Source organism: Flavonifractor sp., from assembly GCF_019422385.1.
Classification (GTDB): domain Bacteria; phylum Bacillota; class Clostridia; order Oscillospirales; family Oscillospiraceae; genus Flavonifractor; species Flavonifractor avistercoris.
Window position 1 is genome coordinate 1 of sequence record NZ_JAHZDL010000034.1, and the last position, 23,121, is coordinate 23,121.

21 protein-coding genes are annotated in these 23,121 nt (G+C 65.0%); 3 read left to right on the plus strand and 18 right to left on the minus strand.

Annotation, left to right across the window (positions count from 1 at the left end; translation table 11 throughout):
• Positions 1–88: 88 nt before the first annotated feature.
• From raiA to QZ378_RS06205, 3 genes are all read right to left on the minus strand, one after another.
• Positions 89–637 carry a ribosome-associated translation inhibitor RaiA gene (raiA, locus tag QZ378_RS06195; protein WP_087240838.1) on the minus strand — a complete coding sequence of 183 codons (549 nt, stop codon included), beginning with the start codon at positions 635–637 and terminating at the stop codon, positions 89–91.
• Positions 638–767: 130 nt separating this feature from the next.
• On the minus strand, positions 768–1,175 hold the full coding sequence (locus tag QZ378_RS06200; protein ID WP_291257665.1) for a NifB/NifX family molybdenum-iron cluster-binding protein: 408 nt from the start codon (positions 1,173–1,175) through the stop codon (positions 768–770).
• A gap of 1 nt (position 1,176) precedes the next feature.
• Positions 1,177–1,572, minus strand: coding sequence for a DUF134 domain-containing protein (locus tag QZ378_RS06205; RefSeq protein WP_191379976.1), 396 nt, complete (start codon positions 1,570–1,572; stop codon positions 1,177–1,179).
• Between the two features lie 337 nt (positions 1,573–1,909).
• Here QZ378_RS06205 and QZ378_RS06210 point away from each other — a divergent pair, with 337 nt between their 5' ends.
• Complete coding sequence (locus tag QZ378_RS06210) at positions 1,910–2,161, plus strand: hypothetical protein (protein ID WP_087240843.1); 252 nt, start codon at positions 1,910–1,912, stop codon at positions 2,159–2,161.
• A gap of 163 nt (positions 2,162–2,324) precedes the next feature.
• Here QZ378_RS06210 and QZ378_RS06215 read toward each other — a convergent pair whose 3' ends face one another.
• The 11 genes from QZ378_RS06215 to QZ378_RS06265 form a co-directional block, all read right to left on the minus strand.
• Positions 2,325–3,920 carry an MBL fold metallo-hydrolase gene (locus QZ378_RS06215; protein ID WP_087240844.1) on the minus strand — a complete coding sequence of 532 codons (1,596 nt, stop codon included), beginning with the start codon at positions 3,918–3,920 and terminating at the stop codon, positions 2,325–2,327.
• A gap of 35 nt (positions 3,921–3,955) precedes the next feature.
• A complete protein-coding gene (locus QZ378_RS06220; RefSeq protein WP_291257666.1) occupies positions 3,956–4,171 on the minus strand; it encodes a hypothetical protein in 216 nt (71 codons plus the stop codon).
• A gap of 109 nt (positions 4,172–4,280) precedes the next feature.
• Positions 4,281–5,717, minus strand: coding sequence for a pyruvate kinase (gene pyk, locus QZ378_RS06225; RefSeq protein WP_191379975.1), 1,437 nt, complete (start codon positions 5,715–5,717; stop codon positions 4,281–4,283).
• 104 nt (positions 5,718–5,821) lie between these two features.
• Positions 5,822–7,030: an MFS transporter gene (locus tag QZ378_RS06230; RefSeq protein ID WP_291257667.1), complete on the minus strand. Its 1,209-nt coding sequence runs from the start codon at positions 7,028–7,030 to the stop codon at positions 5,822–5,824.
• Between the two features lie 3 nt (positions 7,031–7,033).
• Entirely contained in the window at positions 7,034–8,245 is a 1,212-nt protein-coding gene (locus QZ378_RS06235; protein ID WP_291257668.1) for a DHHW family protein, read from the minus strand.
• Between the two features lie 14 nt (positions 8,246–8,259).
• Complete coding sequence (locus QZ378_RS06240) at positions 8,260–9,666, minus strand: MBOAT family protein (RefSeq protein WP_291257669.1); 1,407 nt, start codon at positions 9,664–9,666, stop codon at positions 8,260–8,262.
• Positions 9,667–9,679: 13 nt separating this feature from the next.
• On the minus strand, positions 9,680–10,741 hold the full coding sequence (locus QZ378_RS06245; protein WP_291257670.1) for an acyltransferase family protein: 1,062 nt from the start codon (positions 10,739–10,741) through the stop codon (positions 9,680–9,682).
• A gap of 3 nt (positions 10,742–10,744) precedes the next feature.
• Positions 10,745–11,113, minus strand: coding sequence for a VOC family protein (locus QZ378_RS06250; protein WP_291257679.1), 369 nt, complete (start codon positions 11,111–11,113; stop codon positions 10,745–10,747).
• A gap of 487 nt (positions 11,114–11,600) precedes the next feature.
• A complete protein-coding gene (gene sdaAA, locus QZ378_RS06255; RefSeq protein WP_291257671.1) occupies positions 11,601–12,449 on the minus strand; it encodes an L-serine ammonia-lyase, iron-sulfur-dependent, subunit alpha in 849 nt (282 codons plus the stop codon).
• Position 12,450: 1 nt separating this feature from the next.
• Complete coding sequence (gene sdaAB / locus QZ378_RS06260; protein ID WP_291257672.1) at positions 12,451–13,122, minus strand: L-serine ammonia-lyase, iron-sulfur-dependent subunit beta; 672 nt, start codon at positions 13,120–13,122, stop codon at positions 12,451–12,453.
• Between the two features lie 164 nt (positions 13,123–13,286).
• Positions 13,287–14,588: a chloride channel protein gene (locus QZ378_RS06265; protein WP_291257673.1), complete on the minus strand. Its 1,302-nt coding sequence runs from the start codon at positions 14,586–14,588 to the stop codon at positions 13,287–13,289.
• Positions 14,589–14,736: 148 nt separating this feature from the next.
• Here QZ378_RS06265 and QZ378_RS06270 point away from each other — a divergent pair, with 148 nt between their 5' ends.
• On the plus strand, positions 14,737–16,083 hold the full coding sequence (locus tag QZ378_RS06270; RefSeq protein ID WP_291257674.1) for a hemolysin family protein: 1,347 nt from the start codon (positions 14,737–14,739) through the stop codon (positions 16,081–16,083).
• 70 nt (positions 16,084–16,153) lie between these two features.
• On the opposite strand, the gene QZ378_RS06275 is transcribed toward QZ378_RS06270, so the two are convergent.
• The 4 genes from QZ378_RS06275 to QZ378_RS06290 all read right to left on the minus strand — a co-directional run bounded on the left by QZ378_RS06275 (position 16,154) and on the right by QZ378_RS06290 (position 20,765).
• Positions 16,154–16,726, minus strand: coding sequence for a chromate transporter (locus QZ378_RS06275; RefSeq protein WP_291257675.1), 573 nt, complete (start codon positions 16,724–16,726; stop codon positions 16,154–16,156).
• Positions 16,723–17,316, minus strand: a complete 594-nt coding sequence (locus QZ378_RS06280) for a chromate transporter (RefSeq protein WP_191529166.1) — start codon at positions 17,314–17,316, stop codon at positions 16,723–16,725. Before QZ378_RS06280 ends, QZ378_RS06275 begins: the two co-directional genes overlap by 4 nt.
• Positions 17,317–17,546: 230 nt before the next feature.
• Complete coding sequence (locus QZ378_RS06285) at positions 17,547–19,493, minus strand: NAD(+) synthase (RefSeq protein WP_291257676.1); 1,947 nt, start codon at positions 19,491–19,493, stop codon at positions 17,547–17,549.
• 132 nt (positions 19,494–19,625) lie between these two features.
• The gene (locus tag QZ378_RS06290) at positions 19,626–20,765 is read right to left on the minus strand and encodes an aldo/keto reductase (protein WP_291257677.1); all 1,140 of its coding nucleotides are present in this window, start codon (positions 20,763–20,765) and stop codon (positions 19,626–19,628) included.
• Positions 20,766–21,644: 879 nt separating this feature from the next.
• Between QZ378_RS06290 and thrS the strand changes: the two genes are divergently transcribed.
• A partial coding sequence (thrS, locus tag QZ378_RS06295) for a threonine--tRNA ligase (RefSeq protein ID WP_291257678.1) occupies positions 21,645–23,121 on the plus strand: 1,477 nt, incomplete at its 3' end.

The following is a 23,121-nucleotide window of genomic DNA, read 5'->3' on the forward strand; positions in this document are numbered from 1 at the left end:
TTTGCATATCCATCCACTCTCCTACCTGGTTTCGGTAACTGTGGCATGTATATGCTGGCCCGTCCCTCTCTATGACGGAAGCGGGAGGTCAGGTATCGTCCTCAATGAGGCCATAGCCGCCGTCGTTGCGCTTGTAGACCACGGCGAAGGAGCCGTCGTCGTCGGCGTTCTTGAAGGCGAAGAAGGTGTGATCCACCAGGTTCATCTGGAGCACCGCCTCCTCCACCGTCATCAGCTTGATGGGGAAGCGCTTGGTGCGGACGATCCGGAACTCCTCCTCTTCCTCCCCCTCGGGGGCGAAGGAGGACATCTCCTCCACATCCACCGAACGGGAGAAGGCGTCCTGGCGCAGACGCTTCTCCAGCCGGGCCTTGTTCTTGCGCAGCTGCCGCTCCACGGAGGAGACCGCGGCGTCGATGGTGGCAAACATGTCGGAGGTGCTCTCGGCCACACGGATGATGGTGCCGCCGGAGCGGATGGTCAGCTCCACGTTGTTGCGGCCCTTCTCCACGCTGAAGACCACGGCGGCCTCCGTATCCGCCTTAAAATAACGGTCTAATTTGCCCACCTTTTTCTCCGCGTAGGCGTGAACCTTGTTGGGCAGGTTGACCTTTTTGTCTGTGAACACGAACTTCATAGTTTTCAGCTCCTTCCACCCTCCGGGGAGGGTTATGGTACAGCGGGCGGCTGGCCGTCCTCTGTATGTTGATTATACCACGAAGTCAGCCGGTTGTCACAGCTTATTTTGTGAATTTTTCCGATTCGAATCAATTGCTGCCGCAGGAGCCGTGGCCGCAGTCGTGGTCATGGTGATGGCCGCAGTCATGGCCCTCGCCGTGGTCGTGGTGGGCGCAGACGGTGTCGGGGTCGTAGCTCAGCCGGCCGGCCAGCAGGGCCTCCACCTGGGCGTCGGCGTCGCCGGAGGCGCCGGGGTAGAGCTGGATGCCGGCCTGGGCCAGGGCGTTCCGGGCCCCGCCGCCGATGCCGCCGCAGATCAGGGCGTCCACCCCGTACTCCCGCAGGAAGCCGGCCAGGGCGCCGTGGCCGCTGCCGTTGGTGTCCACCACCTGGCTGGACACCACCCGGCCGTCCTCCACCTCATAGAGCTTGAACTGCTCCGTGTGGCCGAAGTGCTGGAACACCTGTCCGTTTTCATAGGTTACCGCGATTTTCATCTCAATCATCCTCCTTATATTGAATGGGCCGATGGCAGGTTCCGCAGCCGCAGCGCCCCCGTGGGCAGTCCCGCCGGGCGCAGTCCCGGCCGGCGCACCCCGCCGCATGGGGGCACAGCTCGTAGCTGCCGCCGGCGACCACCAGCTCCCGCCCCTCCACCAGGGCCAGGGCCAGCTTGCGCCGGGCGGCGTCGTACACCTGCTGCACGGTGGAGCGGGCCACCCCCATCTGCTCGGCGCACTCCTCCTGGGTGCAGCCCAGCAGATCCAGCAGGCGGATGGCCTCCAGCTCCTCCAGGGCCAGCGCAACCTGGCTCTCCGCAGCCCCGTCCAGGGGGCCGAAGCGGCTGCACCGGGGCAGGGCGCAGATGCGGCGGCATTTCTTGGGCCTGGGCATGGGATCTCCTCCGTTTCTGGCTGTGCGCGGCTGTGTCGCGCGAATAAACCGCTGTGTGGTTTATTCATCAGATCGTATTATAGCACGTTTCTGGCATATGTCAATAATGTGGCTTACTTCACTCAAACAGCGCGTTAATCTGCTCGAATCCGCATTAAATAAAACCTTAACGTGTTTATTTACGAAAATTTCATATGTTCTTCACATTTAGCATTCTGCCACAATGGTTTTGCATGGAACAGCGCGTCCCTTTCCCGCGGATTTCGGTGAGTATGCCCATTGTATTTTGCCGCCGGCTATATTATACTTTAGCCATCCCATAAAGGAGGTATGATTTATGGTTTTCGATATCAAGTTTGACTCCATCGCGGAGCTGGCCACGTTCCAGCAGCTGGCCCTCCAGGCGGATAAGCCCGTATATATTGCCAATGAGGACGACACCATCCGGGTGGACGCCCGCTCTTTCCTGGGGCTTTTCACGCTGGACTTCTCCAAGCCGCTGAAGGTGGTCACCGATTCCCTGTACGTGATGCGCCGCCTGGAAATCCGGCAGCGCGAGCGGGAAAACACCACTGCTTCGATCCGCTGAACTTCAGAGAACGGGAACCCGGGGGCCATCCGATGGAGGGCCCCCTTAGTCATGTCCGGCGCCGGAGTGTGCCGGCGGAGCAAAAGGAGGATCCCCGGCCTGCATGTGCAGGCCGGGGATCCTCCTTTTTGTAATTCGGTTCGGCCGGGCCTTCCCGCCGGCCTCAGCGATCCCACTTTTCGATGAGGGCGCGCAGCTGGTCGGCGAACTTGCCCAGATCCTTGTTGGTGCCGCCCTTGTTGTGGGCGATGACCTCCATGAGCCTGCGGCCCACCTCCTCCAGGCGCTGGTACGCCGGGGAGCCTGCGGCCGGGGCGGCCTGCTTCTTCTCCGGGGGCAGGCCGGGGGAGAGCATCCGGTTGGTCAGCAGGTCGTAGACCTCCTCGTAGTTGGGGGCGTGGGCGTCCAGCCCCCGCTGGCGCAGGGTGTTGGCGTAGACCTCGGTGACCTCCTGGTCGCCGTGAACCACGAAGACCTGCCGGGGCCTGGGGTTGTAGGCCTCAATCCACCGCAGCAGGCCGTCCCGGTCGGCGTGGGAGGACAGGCCGTGGAAGCGGACAATCTTCGCCCGGACGGCGATCTCCTCGCCGAAGAGCTTGACCGTGCTGACGCCGTTGAGGAGCCGCCGGCCCAGGCTGCCCTCCGCCTGATAGCCCACAAAGACGATGGCGCACTCCGGCCGCCACAGGTTGTGCTTCAGGTGGTGGCGGATGCGGCCGGCGTCGCACATGCCGGAGGCGGAGATGATCACCTTGGGGGCGGGGTCGGCGTTGAGGGCCTTGGACTCCTCGCTGCTCTCGGTGATGGTGAGGCCGGGGAACTGGAACAGGGCCCCGCCCTTCAGGGCGGCGATGGCCTCCTCGTCCAGGTAGCCGTGGAGATCGCCGGAGAAGATGCGGGTGGCCTCGCCGGCCAGGGGGGAGTCCACCACCACGGTGAAGTTGGGCACGCTCTTGACCAGGTTCTGCTCCTTCATCTCCCGGATGAAGTAGAGCAGCTCCTGGGTGCGGCCCACGGCGAAGGAGGGGATGATCACGTTGCCCCCCTGGCCCAGGGTCTCGTCGATGATGGCGGCCAGGTCGGCGGTGTAGTCCGGCTTCTGGCTCATGTCGTGGAGCCGGTCGCCGTAGGTGCTCTCGGTGAGGACGTAGTCGGCGTCCCCGATGTACTGGGGATCCCGGATGATGGGCTGATCCCGGTTGCCGATGTCGCCGGAGAACACCACCTTCCGGGTCTCTCCCCCCTCGGTGAGCCACATCTCCACGCTGGAGGAGCCCAGCAGGTGGCCCGCGTCCACAAAGCGGATCTTCACCCCGTCGGCGATCTGGAGGGTGGTGCCGTACTCACAGGTGACCACGTGCCGGACAGCCTCCTCCGCGTCCGCCACGGTGTACAGGGGCTCCACCGGCTCCTCCCCGGCGCGCCGGCCCTTCTGGTTGGCCCACTGGGCATCGCTCTCCTGGATGTGGGCGGAATCCCGCAGCATGATGCTCAGCAGCTGGCCCGTCAGGCGGGTGCAGTAGATGTTGCCGGCGAAGCCCTGCTTCACCAGCAGGGGGATGCGGCCGGAGTGGTCGATGTGGGCGTGGGTCACCACCACCGCGTCGATGTACCCGGCGTTGAAGTCCAGGGCCTGGTTGTCCTTCTCATCCCGGCCCTGCTGCAGTCCGCAGTCCACCAGGATCTTCTTGCCGCCGCACTCCACACAGTGGCAGCTTCCGGTGACGGCGTGGGCCGCGCCGAAAAAGGTCAGTTTCATGGGGCACCTCCTTTTGTATCTTTGGTTCCGTAAGCTCATTGTAACCCCAAAACGGCCCGGTGTAAATACTCATTCAGCACCCGGTAGGAGGGGCAGAGGATCCGCCGCCCCAGGGCGGCGGAGAGGGCCTCGTTCCACTCGGGCAGGGTGTAGGTGTTCAGAGGCAGCACCGTGAACAGGGTAAGCAGCCACGTCACGTCGGGCTGCGCCCCCAGCCGCCCCTCCAGGCGGCGGAGAATCCGGTTTTCCATCTCCATCCCTCCCCCTCCATGGTATGCGCGGACGAAAAGGGCGGCCCGGCTTTTCAGCCGGGCCGCCTTAGACTGGCGCAACGGTGGCTTCGCCACCTTTTTGAATGACTTAGAGGCCCTCCTCCACGATCTGGGCCTTGATGAGGTTGGTGGTGCCGGACTGGCCCAGGGGCACGCCGGCGGTAATGACCACCGTGTCGCCCGGCTTGATGGCGCCCTCCTTGCGGGCCACATCCACGGCCAGGGAGAACATCCGGTCGGTGGAGTCCACCTCGCCGGACAGGAAGGGATGCACGCCCCAGGAGACGGCCAGCTGCCGCCGGGTGGACTCGCTCTGGCACAGGGCCACAATGGGGCAGGCCGGACGGAAGCGGGAGATCACCTTGGCAGTGTAGCCGGAGCGGGTGGGCGCCAGGATGCACGTGGCGTTGAGATCCATGGCGGTCAGACAGCAGGTGTGGGTGATAGCGTCGCTGATGGTGGAGATGGCGGGCAGCAGGCTCCGCTCCCGGAACCGGCCCCAGTAGTCGATGGCCTCCTCCGCCGCCATTACGGTGTCCACCATGGTGGCCAGAGCCTCGATGGGGTACTTGCCGGAGGCGGTCTCACCGGAGAGCATGACGCAGGAGGTGCCGTCGAACACGGCATTGGCCACGTCGGACACCTCGGCCCGGGTGGGACGGGGATTGCGGATCATGGAGTCCAGCATCTGGGTGGCGGTGATGACTGGCAGGCCGGCGCGGGTGCCCGCCTTGATCATCTTCTTCTGGAGGATGGGCACCTCGTGGGCGGGAATCTCCACGCCCAGGTCGCCGCGGGCCACCATGATGCCGTCGGAGGCGGCGATGATGGCGTCCAGGTTCTCCACGCCCTCCCGGTTCTCAATCTTGGCGATGATGCGGATGTTGTCGCCGCCGTGCTTGTGCAGCTCGGCCCGGATATCCTCCACATCGCTGGCCTTGCGGACGAAGGAGGCGGCGATGAAGTCGAACTCGTTCTCCACCGCGAACTTCAGATCCTCCCGATCCTTGTCGGTGAGGGAGGGCAGCAGGATGTGCACATCGGGGATGTTGATGGACTTGTTGCTGGACAGGGGGCCGCCGTTCTCCACCTCGCAGTGGATGGCGTGGCCCTCCACCTTCTGAACCCGCAGCTCGATGAGGCCGTCATCCACCAGGATGCGGCAGCCGGGGCCCACCTCGTTGTGCAGGTTCTCGTAGGTGACGGACACCTGGTGCTCGTCACCGGGCACGTCGTCGGTGGTAAGGGTAAAGGACTGCCCCTGAGCCAGGTTGATGGGGCCGTCGGCAAAGGTTCTGATGCGGATCTCCGGGCCCTTGGTGTCCAGAATGGTGGCCACCGGGGCGCCCAGGGTGTCCCGCACCTTCTTGAACATGGTCAGCCGGGCCAGCTGCTCGGCGTGGGAGCCGTGAGAGAAGTTGAAGCGGGCCGCGTTCATGCCGTTTCGGATGAGCTTCTGCATGGTCTCCGGATTGTCCACCGCGGGGCCCAGGGTGCAGATAATCTTGGTCTTTCTCAGGTTCATTGTCATACCTCCATAGGGTATCCACAGGTTTTATGGACTATCAAAAATACGGGGATATCATACACCATTCAGCCTGATTTGGGAAGAGTGATTTTGTAAAATTTTTAACAAGCACTCCGGCCCTTCCGGGGGAGGGCCAGCAGGCACAAAACCGTGCCCACGCAGCCGCAGAGGATGCACCCGGCCAGCATCCAGTTGGCGCCCCCGGCGTCCAGGGTCCAGCCGGCCAGCAGCCCGCCCAGCATGCCGCCCAGGCCGTTGGAGGCCACCATCATGATGGTCTGGCCCCGCACCCGGTCCGCCGGCGGCACAGACTCGTTGACGAAGTACACTGACGCCGGGGTGAACAGGCCGTAGCCCAGCATCTGCAGCGGCTGGCACAGCAGCACCCCGGCCAGGTTCCAGGTGAGCAGCAGGGCTACCCCCTTCAGGGTGCAGAACGCCATGCTCAGCACCAGGATCCGCCCGCTGCCCAGTCTCCGCAGCAGCCTGGGGAACAGGAAGGCGGCGGGCAGCTCGAAGCCGCCCATGAGGAACATGGCCAGGCCCAGATCCGCGGCGGTGCCGCCCCGGCTGAGGATCACGTTCACCAGGAAGTTGGACAGGGGGAGCACGGCGGTGAGGCCGAAGAGCACCCCCGCCAGCATGAGGGTGAACCGGGGGGTGCTCCGCAGCAGGGAGAGGGCCGACTGGGGCCGCTCCGCCGCGGCCCGGCCCTCCGCCGGGGCCTTGGGATGCCAGGTGGGGTAGGTGAACACCAGGGCGATCTCCGCCGCGGTCAGGAGCAGGAAGGTGACCAGAGTGGTCTCCACCCCCCACTGCCCCACCTGCAGGCCCAGCAGCACGCACACCACCGCATAGGCCAGGGAGCCCAGCCCCCGGCCCAGGCTGTATCGGATGGGCATGCCGTCGTTGATGAACTGGACGGCCATGGCGTCCATCAGCGGGTAGGAGGACACCCCCAGGCCGCCGATGACCACCCATACCAGGGCGGTCTGGGCCAGGCCCATGGCCGGCTCAGCCCAGTACCACACTCCGGCGGCCAGGGAGAGGGCCAGGGACACGCCCACGATGCCTTTGAGGGGCACGCGGGGGTGCCGGTCGGCAAAGCCGCCCAGCAGGGGCTGGAACACGATGCCCGCCAGGCAGCGCACCGAGGTCATCAGCCCCGCCTCTCCGTTGGTGAAGCCTCGGTCCAGCAGCAGGGCGGTCTGGTAGGCCACGATGGCCGCGAACATGGCCCAGAAGCCCATCTGCATGGCGATATAGTGCCAGTCCAGCCGTCGGAGGGTGGGTGTTTTTTCCGTATGCAAGCATTATCCCTCCGTCTTGTCAAACTGAAACATGTTCTCCAGGCCGGTGGTGCTGGCCGTGTAGAGGGTGAGCACCAGGTCGGGGTCATACGACCCGATGGTGTCCAGCAGATCCCCCTCAAAATAGCGCAGGTCGATGGTGACCAGTTCGGAGCAGGACAGGGCCAGGAAGGGGGTCAGGGCGCAGGCGAAGGAGTCCCGCAGCATGACGACCCGGGGCCCGTCCGGGTTGTTGTGGTTGGTGATGGTGGCCAGGGGGTAGTCGCCCCCGGCGTAGTAGGTGTAGGGGTTGCCGTTGAACCAGTCCTGCTCCTCCACCCGCTCGGGGAAGCACACCGACTGGTTGAAGGGGCCGGTGCGGGTGAAGCCGTAGGCGGGGCAGGCGTAGGTCAGATTGGTGTCAAATTTGGGGGTATAGAGGGTAATGTCGTCCACCCCGGCGTAGAGGGAGCCCACCCGCTTGCCCTGGCTGCCCAGGAAGAAGTCCTCCAGCACCTGGGTGCTCCAGCTGGCGGGACTGGTGAGGGCCGGGTCGGTGCGGAAGCCGTAGCGGTCCTCCAGCACACCGGCCAGCTCCTGCCAGGCGAAGAAGGCCGCCTCCGGCTTCCAGTGGTGGTCGGTTTTGAAAAACCAGCTGGAGTAGATGCCGTTGTTCTCAAAAAGGGGGCGGAGATCCACATAGTCGGTCCCCTGCCGGTCCAGCTCCGCCAGAAAGGCGTCGGCGCTGGCGTTGCCGTTCTCCTCCACCCCGGGGGGCAGCAGCGTCTGCCCCCGCTGGATCTTCTGGGGGGCCGCCAGGTAAAGGTAGGGGATATCCAGGAGCTCCAGCTCCTGGGCAAACGCCGCCGTGGCGGCGGCGTTCTCCGTGGTCTGGGAGCCCACCCACACGTTGGTGCCCAGGCTCACAAAATTCAGCGCCCCGTTGGACAGCTTGACCACCGTGTTCTCGCTCACCGTGTCCTCCACGATCCGCCGGCCGGAGAGCCGCTGCACCCCGCCGTAGAGCTGGATGAACAGGTGGTCCCGGTCCAGATCCTGGTTGACGGCGGTCTCCGCCCCGTCCACGAAGGCCATCACGTCCCGGTCCCGGACAAATGTTTTGAGCAGGGCCTCAAACTTCCCCTCCCCGCCGAAGAAGGAGGTGGCCAGCAGTACAAACCCCGCCGCCACCGCCAGCAGAAACACCACCGCGGTGATGGTATTGCGTCGTCTCATGGCTCACACTCCTCTCAGAAGTTGAAGTAGATGAAGGGGTTGTAGGTGCCCTTGATGATGAAGGCGGCGGACACCAGGAACACCGCCGCCGCCCCCAGGGCGTAGAGCAGGTCCACCATGGGCCAGTCCCGCCTGGCCAGCCAGTCCCGCAGCCTGGGGGCCGCCGGCGCGGCGAACACCACCCCGGCCAGCAGCACCGTCCAGTTCTCCCGCAGATACAGCAGGGCCAGGCCCGCCCCGCCGCCGCCGGAGAGGCCGAACATGGCCTGGATATAGTGCCAGGCGGCGGGCAGGCTGTCCGCCCGGAAGATCACCCAGGCGAAGTTCACCATCAGGAGGGTGAACAGCCAGTTCAGCCACACCGGCCAGCCCTGGCCCAGGTGCCCGTATTTCTCCAGCACCAGCAGCACGAAGTAGAGCAGGCCCCAGACGATGAAGGTCCAGTTGGCCCCGTGCCACACGCCGGTGAGCAGCCACACCACAAACAGGTTGCGGATGTGCTTCCACTTGGAGCTCACCCGGCTGCCCCCCAGGGGGAAGTACACATAGTCCCGGAAGCAGGCGGACAGGGAGATATGCCACCGCCGCCAGAATTCGGTAATGGATTTGGAGATGTAGGGGTAGTTGAAGTTCTCCAGGAAGTGGAAGCCGAACATCTTGCCCAGGCCGATGGCCATATCCGAGTAGCCGGAGAAGTCGTAGTAGATCTGCAGGGTGTAGCAGATGGCCCCCAGCCAGGCAAAGGAGGCGGACAACTCCCCGTTCCCTAGGTTGAAGGCCCGGTCGGCCACCACCGCCACCTGGTTGGCGATGAGCACCTTCTTGCCCAGGCCGGCGATGAACCGGGCGCAGCCGGCGGAGAAGTCCGCCCAGCTCTCCTGGCGGTGGTCGATCTGGTCCGCCACCGTCTCATACTTGACGATGGGCCCGGCGATGAGCTGAGGGAAGAAGGAGATGTACAGCCCCACCTTCAGGGGGGATTTCTGCACCTGGCCCCTCCCCCGGTGAACATCCAGCACATAGCTCAGGGCCTGGAAGGTGAAGAAGGAGATGCCGATGGGCAGCTCGATGCCGGGGATGACAAAGTGAGCCCCCAGGCTGTTGAGAATTCCCAGGGTAAAGGTCAGGTATTTGAATACAAAGAGGATACCCAGATTGGCCGTCACCGCCGCCACGATGGGCGCCCGGCAGGAGCGGCCCGCCCGCTTGCAGGCGTCCACCCACAGGCCGAAGCCGTAGTTGGCCAGGATGGAGGCGATCATTACCAGCACGAACCAGGGCTCCCCCCAGGCATAGAAGCCCAGGGAGGCCAGCAAGAGGAACACGTTCTGGCCCTGCCGCCACCGCCGCAGGGCCAGGTAGTAGAGGATCAATACCAGAGGGAGAAATAGGAAGAGGAATACGGAACTGGAAAAGAGCATGGGGTCTCTCCTTTTATGTCAGATACTTGCCCGCCAGAGGCAGCTTGGACAGGGGCCAGGCCACCGTGAAGGAGCCCAGAAACACCGCCGCTGACAGAACCGGGACGGACAGGGCCGGCACGAAGGAAAGGGCCGTGATGCCGAAATGCCTCAGGAGTATGAGGAAAAACACGTGGACCAGATAAATGCCGAAGGAGATCTTCGCCACGCCGGAGACCCGCTGGCGGCGGGAGCGCTCCTCGCTCACCCCCAGCACGTAGCGGAAGAATACGAATACCGCCGCACTCATCAGGGCGATGTTGGGGCTGTCGTAGTTGTAGAGAGTCTGCACCAGCATCCCTCGCTGCTGGGACAGCCAGGCAGTGCCTCCCACAGTGACCGCCGCGCCCAGAATCCCCAGCACGTAGATGAGATACTCCGCCGGACGGCTCAGGCTGTAAGCCTTCAGATAGTATCCCAGTACGTAGTAGCCCACATAGCCCAGCACCAGTTTGAGGTTGAGGTTGTTCACATAGAGGCTCAGGGTCTGACTGGGCCGCAGGCGCAGGATGGTAGGGATGATGCAGGCAAACAGGAACACCAGCAGAAAGAACCAGTGGAAGCCCCCCCGGCTGGCCCCCCGCACAAAGGCCCGCAGGATGGGGGTCACCAGATACAGGCCGATGATCATGTACAAAAACCACAGGTGGAAGCTGGTCCTGCCCAGCAGCACCTGATACAGCGCCGCCTGTACGCTCTCCCAGCTCAGGCCGTTGGCCGTCACCTGGCCCACCAGGGCGTAGGCCGTCCCCCAAACCGTCAGAGCCACCGCAATGCGCAGAATATGACCGAAAAACAGCTTGGAGAGGGGCAGGCTGTGCCCAGGATCCAGCAGGAACATGCCGGAGAGCATGACAAACACCGGCACACACCAGTGGGCCAGTCCGTCATACAGGTTGAGCACCTGAAAGGCGGGAGACCCAACTGCCGCGGCCTCCAGGCTGCCCCCCGACACATGCACCACAATCACTGCCAGCATGGCCGCACAGCGGAGCAGATCCGCATAGGCCAGGCGGCCGCCTACGGTCTTACCCATGGTTCAGCTATGCTCCGGGACGATCTCAATCCAGTAGCCGTCCGGATCCTCGATGAAGTAAATGCCCATGGCCGGGTTCTCAAAGCAGACGCAGCCCATGGCCCTGTGGCGCGCCAGCAGCTCATCAAACCGGTCGGTGAGGAGGGCCAGGTGGAACTCCTGCTCCCCCAGGTCGTAGGGCTCGGTACGGTCCTTCAGCCAGGTCAGCTCCAGGCGGAAGCCGGTCTCCCCGTCCCCCAGGTACACCAGCTTGAAGGAGCCGTCGTCGGCGGTCTTCTCCTCCACCACCTCCAGCTCCAGGGCCTTCCGGTAGAAGTCCAGGGAGCGGTCCAGATCCAGCACGTTGAAATTGAAATGGTTGAATTGCAGCATGGTTGTGTTCTCCTTTCCTCTCTGCCAAAACGGGCGGCGCGTCCGGCAGGCCGCGCCCTGCATCTGCTCCGCGATTCTCCGGCCGGTGGGGGTGGCCGCCAGGCCGCCGCCGCCGGTCTCCCGCAGGGAGGCGGGTAAAGCGTCGTTCCCCATGGAACCGTGGGTTCCATGGGGGCCCCGGGCTCTGAATTTGCGCGGCGGAAGTGAATTCCGCCTTGCGCCAAGGTTTTTGCCAGGGCAAAAACGCTTGTTGTGGGCTCCGCCTGCCCGCCCTACATCTGTTCCGCGATTCTTCTGCCCGTGGGGGTTGCAGCCAGGCCGCCGCCGCCGGTCTCCCGCAGGGAGGCGGGCAAGGCGTCGTTCCCCATGGAACCGTGGGTTCCATGGGGGCCCCGGGCTCTGAATTTGCGCGGCGGAAGTGAATTCCGCCTTGCGCCAAGGTTTTTGCCAGGGCAAAAACGCTTGTTGTGGGCTCCGCCTGCCCGCCCTACATCTGTTCCGCGATTCTTCTGCCCGTGGGGGTTGCAGCCAGGCCGCCGCCGCCGGTCTCCCGCAGGGAGGCGGGCAGGGCGTCGCCCACGGCACGCATGGCGTCGATCACCTCGTCGCAGGGAATGGCGCTCTCCACCCCGGACAGGGCCATCTCTGCGCAGGACAGGGCGTTCACCGCCCCCATCACGTTGCGGTTGACGCAGGGCACCTCCACCAGCCCGGCCACCGGATCGCACACCAGGCCCAGGGTGTTGGACAGAGCCATGGCGCAGGCGTGGGCCATCTGCTCCGGCGTGCCTCCCAGAACGGACACCAGGGCGGCGGCCGCCATGCCGGAGGCGGAGCCCACCTCCGCCTGGCAGCCCCCCTCCGCCCCGGAGATGGAGGCCCGGGTGGCGATCACCTGCCCGAAGCCGGCAGAGACATAGAGGGCCTGTATCATGGTCTCGTCGCTCAGGCCGTCCCTGGCCTGGAGGGGGAGAAGCACCGCGGGCAGCACCCCGCTGGCCCCCGCCGTAGGGGCGGCCACGATGCGGCGCATGCAGGCGTTGCACTCGCCGGTCTTGAGGGCGGCGGCGATCACCTGCCGCAGGAAGGGCGGGCACAGGCCGGGGCCCGGGCCGTCCAGCCTGGCCCCCGCGCCGCCGGTGAGGCCGCTGCGGGAGCGGGCGGCTGGGTCGTACTCCGCCACCGGGGCCTTCATGGCCGTCCACAGGGCGGACATCTGCCTCCAGGAGCGGGCCTCGTCCACCCCCCGATCCCGCAGATCGTCCTCCAGCACCGCCCGCCACAGGGGCTTGTCCCTGGCCGCCTCCAGCAGGCCGGCCACCGAGGAAAAGGCCATGTCACTCCCCCCCTTCCGTCATGTTGAGATAGGTCACCCGTTCAATGCCCGGGCAGGCGCGCAGCTCCTCCACTGCGGCCGCCCAGATGGGCTGGTCGCTCTCGATGACCATCACCGCCAGGCCGCCCCGGGTGTTGCGGTAGAGCTGCATGGTGGCGATGTTCACGCTCCGGCGGGACAGCACCCCGGTGACCTCCGCCACCATGCCGGGCCGGTCCTGGTTGCGGATGATGAGGGTGGGCAGCTCGCCGGTGAACCGGGCCTCCAGCCCGTCGATGGCGCACACCTGCACCCGGCCGCCCCCCAGGGAGGAGGCGGTGACCTCCAGGCGCTTGCCCGCGGCGTCCTCAACCTTTAAGAGCACCGTGTTGGGGTGGGCCCCCCGCAGCACGGTCTTGCCCAGCCTCAGCTCCATCCCCGCCGCCTCCGCCAGCTCGAAGGAGCGGGGCAGCCGGGCGTCGTCGGGCCGCATGCCCAGCAGGCCGGCCGCCAGGGCCCGGTCGGTGCCGTGGCCCGCCCCGGTGGCGGCAAAGGAGCCGTGGAGCAGCAGCTCCGCCCGCTTGGGCTGGCTCCCCAGCAGCTTCCGGGTCAGATACCCGATGCGGGCCGCCCCCGCCGTGTGGGACGACGACGGCCCGACCATGATGGGCCCCATGATGTCGAAGATGTTCATAGCCGGTCAAGGTTCCTTTCATATATTCAGGATTCCGTGGGGCCGTCGTCGGGCGCGGGAGCGTCCCGCGCCAATCGAAGGTGTCCATTTTATGCGGATTTCCCTCCCCTGTCAAGTCCTGGGGAAGCGGCCCGGGCCGGCACGGCGGGGGGTAGGCCCCCGCCTTACTCGTCCTCGTTGGCCTTCTTGTTGATGAACTCCGGCCGGAGCTTGCTGTAGAGGATCTTCTGCTCGCTGTAGAGGCCGTAATAGCCGGAGAGCATGTAGGACACGGCGATGCACACGGCGAAGAGGCCTAAGCTCTGGCCGGTGAACATGCCGTAACTGTCCCCGGCGAAGAGCTCCAGGGAGAGGAGCAGGGCCGTCAGGGGGCAGTTGGTGACGCCGCAGAACACGCTCACCATGCCCAGCCCGGCGCCGAAGGAGGGGTGGAGGCCCAGCAGGGGGGCCGCGGTGCAGCCGAAGGTGGCGCCGGTGAAGAACACGGGGACGATCTCGCCCCCCTTGAAGCCCGCCCCCAGGGTGATGGTGGTGAAGAGCATTTTCAGCAGGAAGGCCTCCGGCCGGGCCTGCCCTTCGATGGCGGCGTGGAGCACCGCCTCGCCGGCGCCGTTGTAGTCGTAAGTACCCGGGTTCCACAGCCACACCAGGAAGGTGAGGGCGATCACCACTCCGCCACCCACGGCGGCGCGCACCAGGTGGTTGGGCAGGTACTTGTCGTACAGGTGGGGCGCGGCGTGCATCAGCCGGCAGAAGAACACCGACAGCAGGGCGAACAGGATGCCCAGGCCGATGACCTGCACCAGGGTGAGGGGGGTCAGGTTGGGCACCCCGTCCAGGGAGAACTGGGTGGGGGGGACGTGAAAGGCCTGGGCCATCCACAGCCCCACGATGGAGGACAGGACGCAGGGAACGATGGCGGCATAGTAGAGCACCCCCACGCTGGTGACCTCCATGGAGAACATGGCGGCGGTGAGGGGGGTGCCGAACAGGGCGGAGAAGGCGGCGGACATGCCGCACATGGTGATGATGCGCCGGTCCTTGTCGTCCAGGCGCATCCACCGCCCCACCTTGGAGGAGATGGAGCCGCCGATCTGGAGGATGGCCCCCTCCCGGCCGGAGGAGCCGCCGCACAGGTGGGTGAGCATGGTGGCGGCAAAGACCAGGGGGGCGGTGCGCAGACGGAGGGGCTGGTCCTCCCGCACGGCCACCAGCACGAAGTTGGTGCCCCGATCCCCTTCCATCCCGCACACGCGGTAGAGCAGCACGATGGCCACGCCCCCCAGGGGCAGCAGCCACAGCAGCCAGGGGTTGGCATCCCGCAGACCGGTGACGGCGTCAAAGGCGTAGTAAAACGCCGTGGCCACCCCGCCGCACAGCACGCCGCTGATGCCGGCGAAAACCAGCCATTTGACAAAGGTGCCCGGCTGCTCCAGAAGCTGCCGCAGGCGCGCGCTCCGATCCATCATCTCTCGCCCCCCAGGAATAGTCGGAGATATTATAGCATGAAGCGCAACTTTTTTCCTCCCCTATATGGATTTTTTTCAGAAACATGTTATACTACTACTTAGTATGGCATCCGCCATGCAATCTATTTTTTGAGGAGGAATCACCTTGCAACCCCCTTTATGGCCTCAGATATTACTCCAGGTCATACTCATCGCGCTCAACGCCTACTTTGCCGCCACGGAAATCGCGGTCATCTCCCTGAATGAGGCGGTGCTCCGCCGGCAGGCCGAGGACGGTGACAAAAAGGCCGCCCTGCTGCTGAAAATCACAGAGCAGCCCACCGGCTTTCTCTCCACCATCCAGATCGGCATCACCCTGGCCGGCTTCCTGGGCGCGGCCTTCGGCGCCGACAACTTGGCCGGCCGCCTGTCCCAGTGGCTCATCACCGAGTACCACCTGACCGCCGCGGCGGCGGAGGCGGTGCACACCCTGTCGGTGATCCTGATTACCCTGATCCTCTCCTATTTTACCCTGATCTTCGGCGAGCTGGTGCCCAAGCGGGTGGCCATGAAGAAAAGCGACGCCGTGGCCCGCTTCACCTGCCGGGTGGTGGCCTTCCTGGCCGCCGTCATGCGTCCGGTGATCTGGCTGCTGACCGTCTCCACAAACGGCGTGCTCCGGCTGCTACATATCGACCCCAATGAGGAGGACGATGAGGTATCCGAGGAGGGCATCCGCATGATGGTGGACATCGGCGAGGAGAAGGGCGCCATCCAGGCCGGCGAGAAAGAGATGATCGAGAACATCTTCGAGTTTGACAACATGACCGCCGAGGACGTGATGGTTCACCGCACCGACATGGAGATGCTGTGGGTGGACGACACGCCCGAGGAGATCGAGGCCACCATAGAGTCCACCGGCCTGTCCCGGTTCCCGGTCTATGAGAAGGATGCCGACGACATCATCGGCCTGCTCAGCACCCGGGAGTGGCTCATCAATTCCCGCAGGCCGGAGCCCAAGCCGGTGCGGGAGCTGCTCCGGCCGGCCTACTTCGTGCCTGAGTCGGTGCGCGCCGACAAGCTCTTCCGGGATATGCAGAGCCGGAAGGTTCACCTGGCCATCGTCATTGACGAGTACGGCGGCACCGCCGGCCTGGTGACCATGGAGGATCTGCTGGAGGAGATCGTGGGCAACATCTACGACGAATTCGACCCCCTGGAGGATCAGGAGATTGTCCCCCTGGGTGAAAATACCTGGCGCATCGCCGGCTCGGCGGATCTGGACGATGTGGCCGAGGCCCTGGACGTGGACTTCCCCGAAGACGAGGAGTCCGAGACCCTGGGCGGCCTGGTGTTCGCCCAGCTCAACGTGATCCCCGAGGACGGCAGCCACCCCGAGGTGGAGGTCTACGGCCTGCACATCCGGGTGGAGGTGCTCACCGACCGCCGGGTGGAGTGGGCCACCGTCACCAAGCTGCCGCCGGAGGACACCCCCGCGGCAGAACAGGCATAAACCCATACAAAGAGTAGGCCCCGGAGTCGGTAAGGACTCCGGGGCCTTTCCGCATATGGGGGAAGCCGGTTCAGAACTGAAAGACCGCGCCCACCACCGCCGAGGCACCGATAAACACGATGGGGTGGAGCTTTTTCAGCGGCCCCACCTGGAGGCAGAGGAACACGATCACGGCCAGCAAAATACCCTTCCACTGGAACAGGGCGGTCATGCCGCCGCCGTCGGAGAAGGCGTTCAGGTTGAGCAGGGCGATGGAGCACACCTCCGCCAGGGCGGCGGCGATGAGGGCGGTGGAGGCGGGCCGGATGCCGTAGAACACCGCGTCCACCCCCCGGCTCTCCCGGAACTTTTTCAGAAAGCCGGCGATGATCAGGATGACAAGGATGGAGGGGCAGATCAGGCCCAGGGTGGCGGTGACGCCGCCGGGGATGCCCCGCAGATGGAAGCCCACATAGGTGGCCATGTTGACCCCCATGGGGCCGGGGGTGGACTCGGAGATGGCGATCATGTTGGCCAGCTCCCCGGAGGTGAACCAGCCGGTGCGGCTGCCCAGGTCGGTGAGGAAGGGGATGGTGGCCAGCCCGCCGCCGATGGAGAACAGGCCCACCTTGAAAAACTCAAAGAACAGGCGCAGGTAGATCATTTCCGTAGCCCCCCCTTCGCCGCCCGGACGCACAGTCCGGCCACGCCGGCGGCCACCACCAGCACAACGGGAGAGGTGACGAAGCCAAGCACGGCCCCCGCCGCGCCCTCCGGCACGGTGACAAAGTTCCCCACCACCGCCAGCACCAGCACCGCCGCAAAGATGGCGGTGGTGGGGCCGTCCACCACGCTGGACTTCCGCAGCTTGAGGATGCTGGACAGGATCAGGGCGCACACGCAGGCCCGCACGCCGTTGAAGGCGTGGATCACCACCGGCAGCTCCGCGAAGTTCTGGAGGAAGGCGGCCACAATCATGATGATCACCAGGCAGGGGAACACCAGCCCCAGGGTGGCCGTCACGCCCCCGGCCGTCCCCCGCTGCTTGTGTCCCACAAAGGTGGCGGTGTTGACGGCGATGATGCCGGGGGTGCACTGGCCGATGGCGAAGTAGTCGGACAGCTCCTCCTCCGTGGCCCAGCCCCGCTTCTCCACCAGCTCACGCTGGAGGATGGGCAGCATGGCATACCCTCCGCCGAAGGTGCACGCGCCGATCTTGGCAAACGTCCAGAATAGATCCAGATAGATGTTCACTTACTCCAAGCCCTCCAGTTCCTCCAGCCACAGGGAGGCCACCGCGTCGGAGGGCATGCGCCAGTCCTCCCCATGGAAGCGGGCTTCCATGGGGGCCCCGATTCCTTTTACATCCTCGGCGGGAATGAATCCCGCCTGCGGCAAGGTTTTGGCAGAGCCAAAACGCTTGAACGCGCCAAGGGCGCGGCTCGCTCCCGCTCGCAGGCGACTGGCGGCACATACAGCTCCTCTCATTCCAATCCCTCCAGTTCCTCCAGCCACAGGGAGGCCACCGCATCCGACGGCATTCTCCAGTCGCCACGGGGGGAGAGGGTGACGGAGCCCACCTTGGGCCCGTCGGGCAGGCAGGAGCGCTTGAACTGCTGGGCGAAGAAGCGGCGGTAGAAGGTGCGCAGCCACTTGAGGATGGTGGCCCGGTCATAGCTGCGGCCAAAGGCGTGCTCGGCCAGGCGGAGCACCTTCCGGGGCGGGAAGGCCCAGCGGATGGCGTAGTAGAGGAAGAAGTCGTGGAGCTCGTAGGGCCCCACCAGATCCTCCGTCTTCTGGGCGATCTGCCCGCCCACGGCGGGGAGCAGCTCGGGGGAGACGGGGGTGTCCAGGATATCCTCCAGCACGCTGGACAGGGCCTGATCCTCCTCCGCCTTGTCCCCGGCCACGTAGGACACCAGATGGCGCACCAGGGTCTTGGGTATGCTGGCGTTGACGCCGTACATGCTCATGTGGTCGCCGTTGTAGGTGGCCCAGCCCAGGGCCAGCTCGGAGAGATCCCCGGTGCCCACCACCAGGCCGCCCGCCTGGTTGGCGATGTCCATGAGCACCTGGGTGCGCTCCCGGGCCTGGCCATTCTCAAAGGTCACGTCGTGGTTGTCCATGGACTGGCCAATGTCCCGGAAATGCTGCTTCACCGCCGCGCCGATGTCGATGCGCTTCAGGGTGGCCCCCAGCCGCCCGGCCAGCTCCACGGCGTTGTCCCGGGTGCGGTCGGTGGTGCCGAAGCAGGGCATGGTGACGGCGATGATGTCGCTGGCTGGCCGGTCCAGCAGCTTCATGGCCACGGCGGTGATCAGGATGGCCAGGGTGGAGTCCAGCCCGCCGGACAGGCCCACCACCGCCGCCGCGGCGCGGGTGTGCTCCAGCCGCTTCTTCAGGCCCAGGGCGGCCACCTTCAAAATTTCATTGCAACGCTCCGACCGGTCCCCCACATCCTCGGGGACAAAGGGGGTTGGATTGATGTGGCGGGTGAGGGTGGTGGTGCACGGCTCCAGGGAGAAGTGAGCCCGGCAGATCCCCAGGCAGTGGGCCTCCCCCATGGGGTCCCGCTCCGGGGGGGTGAAGGTGTTCATCCGCCTCCGCTCGTAGGCCAGGCGGCTCACGTCGATCTCACTGACGGTGAGGCCGGAGGCAAACCGCCGCTCGGCCAGGAGGGCGCCGTTCTCGGCGATCAGGTTGTGGCCGTTGAAGACCAGGTCGGTGGTGGACTCCCCCTCCCCGGCGTTGGCATAGACGTAGCCGCACAGCAGCCGGGCGGACTGGCCGGTGACCAGGGTGCGGCGGTAATCGGCCTTGCCCACCACCTCGTCGGAGGCGGACAGGTTGAGGATCACGGTGGCCCCCGCCTGGGCCAGGGCCACGGAGGGGGGCGTGGAGGCCCACAGATCCTCACAGATCTCCACCCCCACCACCAGGTCGGGCATGGTGTCGCAGGCCCAGATCTCCCTGTCCCATATGCTGACCTGCTGGCCGCACAGATTCAAGAGGACATCTAGGTCCTTGCCGGAGGTGAACCAGCGCCCCTCGTAGAACTCCCCATAGTTGGGGACATAGGTCTTGGGCACCAGGCCCAGGATCTCCCCCTTGTGGATGACCGCCGCGCAGTTGTAGAGCTTGCCGTCCCACGGATTTTTCACCGGCAGGCCCAGGGCGGTGAGCATATCCAGGTTCTTGGTGGCCTCCAGCACGGTGGCCAGGCCCTCCTCCGCCCCTTTCAGCAGGGTGTCCTGGAGGAACAGGTCGCCGCAGGTGTACCCGGTGAGGCACAGCTCGGGCAAGGCCAGCACCCGCACCCCCTGCTTGTCGGCCTCCCGCATGAGGGTAAAAATCTGCTCCGCATTGTAACGGCAGTCGGCCACCCGGATCTCCGGGGTGCCGGCGGCCACTTTGACAAATCCATCTCGCATGGCAAAGCGCCTCCTTATGGCATGGCTGATTGGTACCATGATACCCCAAATCGGCGGAAATTGCAATGACGACCAGGCCGCCGGGGCCCAAACGGGCGCCGGCGGCCTGACTGTTTTTCTGTTTGGAGGCGCTCAGCCCAGCTTTTTGGTGAAGTCGGCCATGGCCTCGGAGATCTTCAGCTGCTGGGGGCACACCCGCTCGCAGCTGCGGCAGCCGATGCAGGCGGAGGGCCGCTTGTCCTCGGGCAGGGCGCCCACCGCCATGGGGGCGATGAAGCCGCCGCCGGTGAAGGTGTGCTCATTGTAGAGGGAGAGCAGCTTGGGGATGTCCAGGCCCCTGGGGCAGTGGTCCACGCAGTAGCGGCAGGCGGTGCAGGGGAGCACTTGGCCGTTCACCATGCCGCCGGCGATGTCCAGCAGGGCGGACCGCTCGGCATCGGTGAGGGGCTTGTCGGTCTCGAAGGTGTCCAGGTTGGCCTCCAGCTGCTCCTGGCTGGACATGCCGGAGAGGATCACGGTGACGCCGGGCACACCCTGGAGGAAGCGGAAGGCCCAGCCCACGGGGCTCTCGCCGGGCCGCAGGGCGCGGAGCTTCTCCGCCTCTTCATCGGTCAGCCGGGCCAGGCGGCCGCCCCGCAGGGGTTCCATGACCCAGATGGGGATGTTCCGGCGGTTGAGCTCGGCCGCCTTGTCCCTGGCCTGCTGGAAGTCCCAGTCCAGATAGTTGAGCTGGAGCTGGCCGAACTCCATGTGCTCCCCCACCGCGTCCAGGAACTTCCGGATCACCGGCAGGGCGCCGTGGGCGGAAAAGCCCAGGTGGCGGATGCGGCCGTTCTTCTTCTGCTCCAGCAGATACTCCACCACCCGGTTCTCGGGGTCGAGGTATGGCTCCACGTTGCGCTCGTACACATTGTGGAACAGATAGAAGTCGAAGTACTCCACGCCGCACTTTTTCAGCTGCTCCTCAAAGATGGCCTCCACCTTGTCGGCCCGGATGTTGTCCACATCGTAGCCGGGGAACTTGTCTGCCAGGAAGAAGCTCTCCCGGGGATAGCGGGACAGGGCCTTGCCCATCACCACCTCGGATTTTCCGCCGTGGTAGCCGTAGGCGGTGTCGAAGTAGTTGGCCCCCCGGTCCATGGCGGTGTCCACCATCCTGTCCACCGCGGCCTGGTCTACATGCTCATCCCCGCCGCCGGGCAGCAGGGGCAGGCGCATGCTGCCAAAGCCCAGCTGGGGCAGGGTCAGGTTCTGAAATTGCTTGGTAATCACAGGCATACACTCCTCTGGTTTTGTTGTCCTCATTTTACTACATGAAGTTGACTTTAGGTCAAGATCTTTTTGCAGGCAAAATGCCGAAACGCCCCGGCCTTCCGGCCGGGGCGTTTCGGGTGTGTGTGTTGTGCAAAGGTGTTGGAGAGGGATAAGAGAGGAATTGGTTTGGGAGGATGGTCTCACGTTCGATTCATCTCTGAATCTGGGTATATCATACCCAGTAAATAAGGCTAAATCGTGTCTTTAATGTGAATAAACTGTAAATATCAGTTTTGGCGGGAAATTTCCCGGCGCCGCCGGCGGAAACTGGCCCCTTGACTTTCCCCGCCGGGGGTGATATAGTACCTCTGTCAAACCGGCAAAGACGGAGACGAACCCGCACAGCGGCGGACAGAGAGGGGCGCGCACGGTGGAAGCGCCCCACGACACGCGGCGGCTGTACCACTCCCGAGCCGCCCGGGACAACCGGGCCGGGGCTTTCCCGTTACAGAAAGACACAAAGCGGTCAGATGTCACGCTGCACGCCCTCCGCGACGGCCAACTGCTCCACGCTCCGCCGAAAATGCCGCCGGGCTTCGCCCGACCTGTTTTTCGGTCTACGCGTGTCACTGTTGTCCTGCTCCCGGGCGTCTCCGCACTTCTGACAAGCAGGGTGGAACCGTGGGACGTATGACGACGCCTCACCCCTGACACACTCAGGGGTGAGGCGTTTTTTGCTTTGCCCCGTCGTCGGTGCAAAGTCCGCACCATTCGCGGCCCCGCTGCGCGGAGCCTCTCATTCCGCTCCCTTGCACCTCCTCTCCGAACCGAACCCGCTGCGCTGGGCTTCGGTTCGGTTTGGATGGGGGAGCCAGATTTAGAAAGGAGTCAGGCATCATGTCCGAAGAAGTGAAAAACAGCGAATTTACCTTTGAGAACCCCGAATACCGCCAGACCTACTGGCACACCTGCTCCCACATCATGGCCCAGGCGGTGAAGCGCCTGTGGCCGGAGGTGAAGCTGGCCATCGGCCCCTCCATCGACGAGGGCTGGTACTACGACATGGACGCCCCCTTCGCCTTCACGCCGGAGCACCTGGAGCAGATTGAGGCGGAGATGCGCAAGATCTGCAAGGAGAAGCTGAAGCTGGAGCGGTTTGAGCTGCCCCGGGACGAGGCCCTGAAGTTCATGGAGGAGAAGGGCGAGCCCTTCAAGGTGGAGCTGATCAACGACCTGCCCGAGGACGCCCACATCTCCTTCTACAAGCAGGGGGAGTTCACCGACCTGTGCGCCGGCCCCCATCTGGACTCCACCGGCCGGGTGAAGGGCAACGCCCTGAAGCTCACCGCCTGCAACGCCGCCTACTGGCGGGGCGACTCCAACCGGGAGACCCTCCAGCGCATCTACGGCATCGCCTTCCCCAAGAAGGACGAGCTGGACGCGTACCTCCAGCGCATTGAGGAGGCCAAGAAGCGGGATCACCGCAAGCTGGGCCGTGAACTGGGCCTGTTCATGCTGCGGGACGAGGGCCCCGGCTTCCCCTTCTTCCTGCCCAAGGGCATGGTGCTGAAGAACACCCTGCTGGACTACTGGCGGCAGGTGCACAAGAAGTACGGCTATGTGGAGATCTCCACCCCCATCATCCTCAACCGCCAGCTGTGGGAGCGCTCCGGCCACTGGGATCACTACAAGCAGAACATGTACACCACCGTCATTGACGACGAGGACTACGCCATCAAGCCCATGAACTGCCCCGGCGGCATGCTGGTCTACGCCAGCGAGCCCCACTCCTACCGGGAGCTCCCCCTGCGGGTGGGCGAGATCGGCCTGGTTCACCGGCACGAGCTGTCCGGCGCCCTCCACGGCCTGTTCCGGGTGCGCTGCTTCAACCAGGACGACGCCCACATCTTCATGACCCCGGACCAGCTGAAGGACGTGATCCAGGAGACCGTCCGCCTGTTTGACGAGGTGTACTCCACCTTCGGCCTGACCTACACCATCGAGCTGTCCACCATGCCCGAGGATCACATCGGCACCGTGGAGCAGTGGGAGCACAACCAGGACATCCTGAAGAACGCCATCACTGACATGGGCAAGGAGTTCGTCATCAACGAGGGCGACGGCGCCTTCTACGGCCCCAAGCTGGACTTCCACCTGGCCGACTCCCTGGGCCGCACCTGGCAGTGCGGCACCATCCAGCTGGACTCCCAGCTGCCCGAGCGGTTCGAGCTGGAGTACACCGGCGAGGACGGCGAAAAGCACCGCCCCGTCATGATCCACCGGGTGGTGCTGGGCTCCATCGAGCGGTTCATCGGCGTGATCACCGAGCACTTCGCCGGCGCCTTCCCCGCCTGGCTGGCCCCCGTGCAGGTGA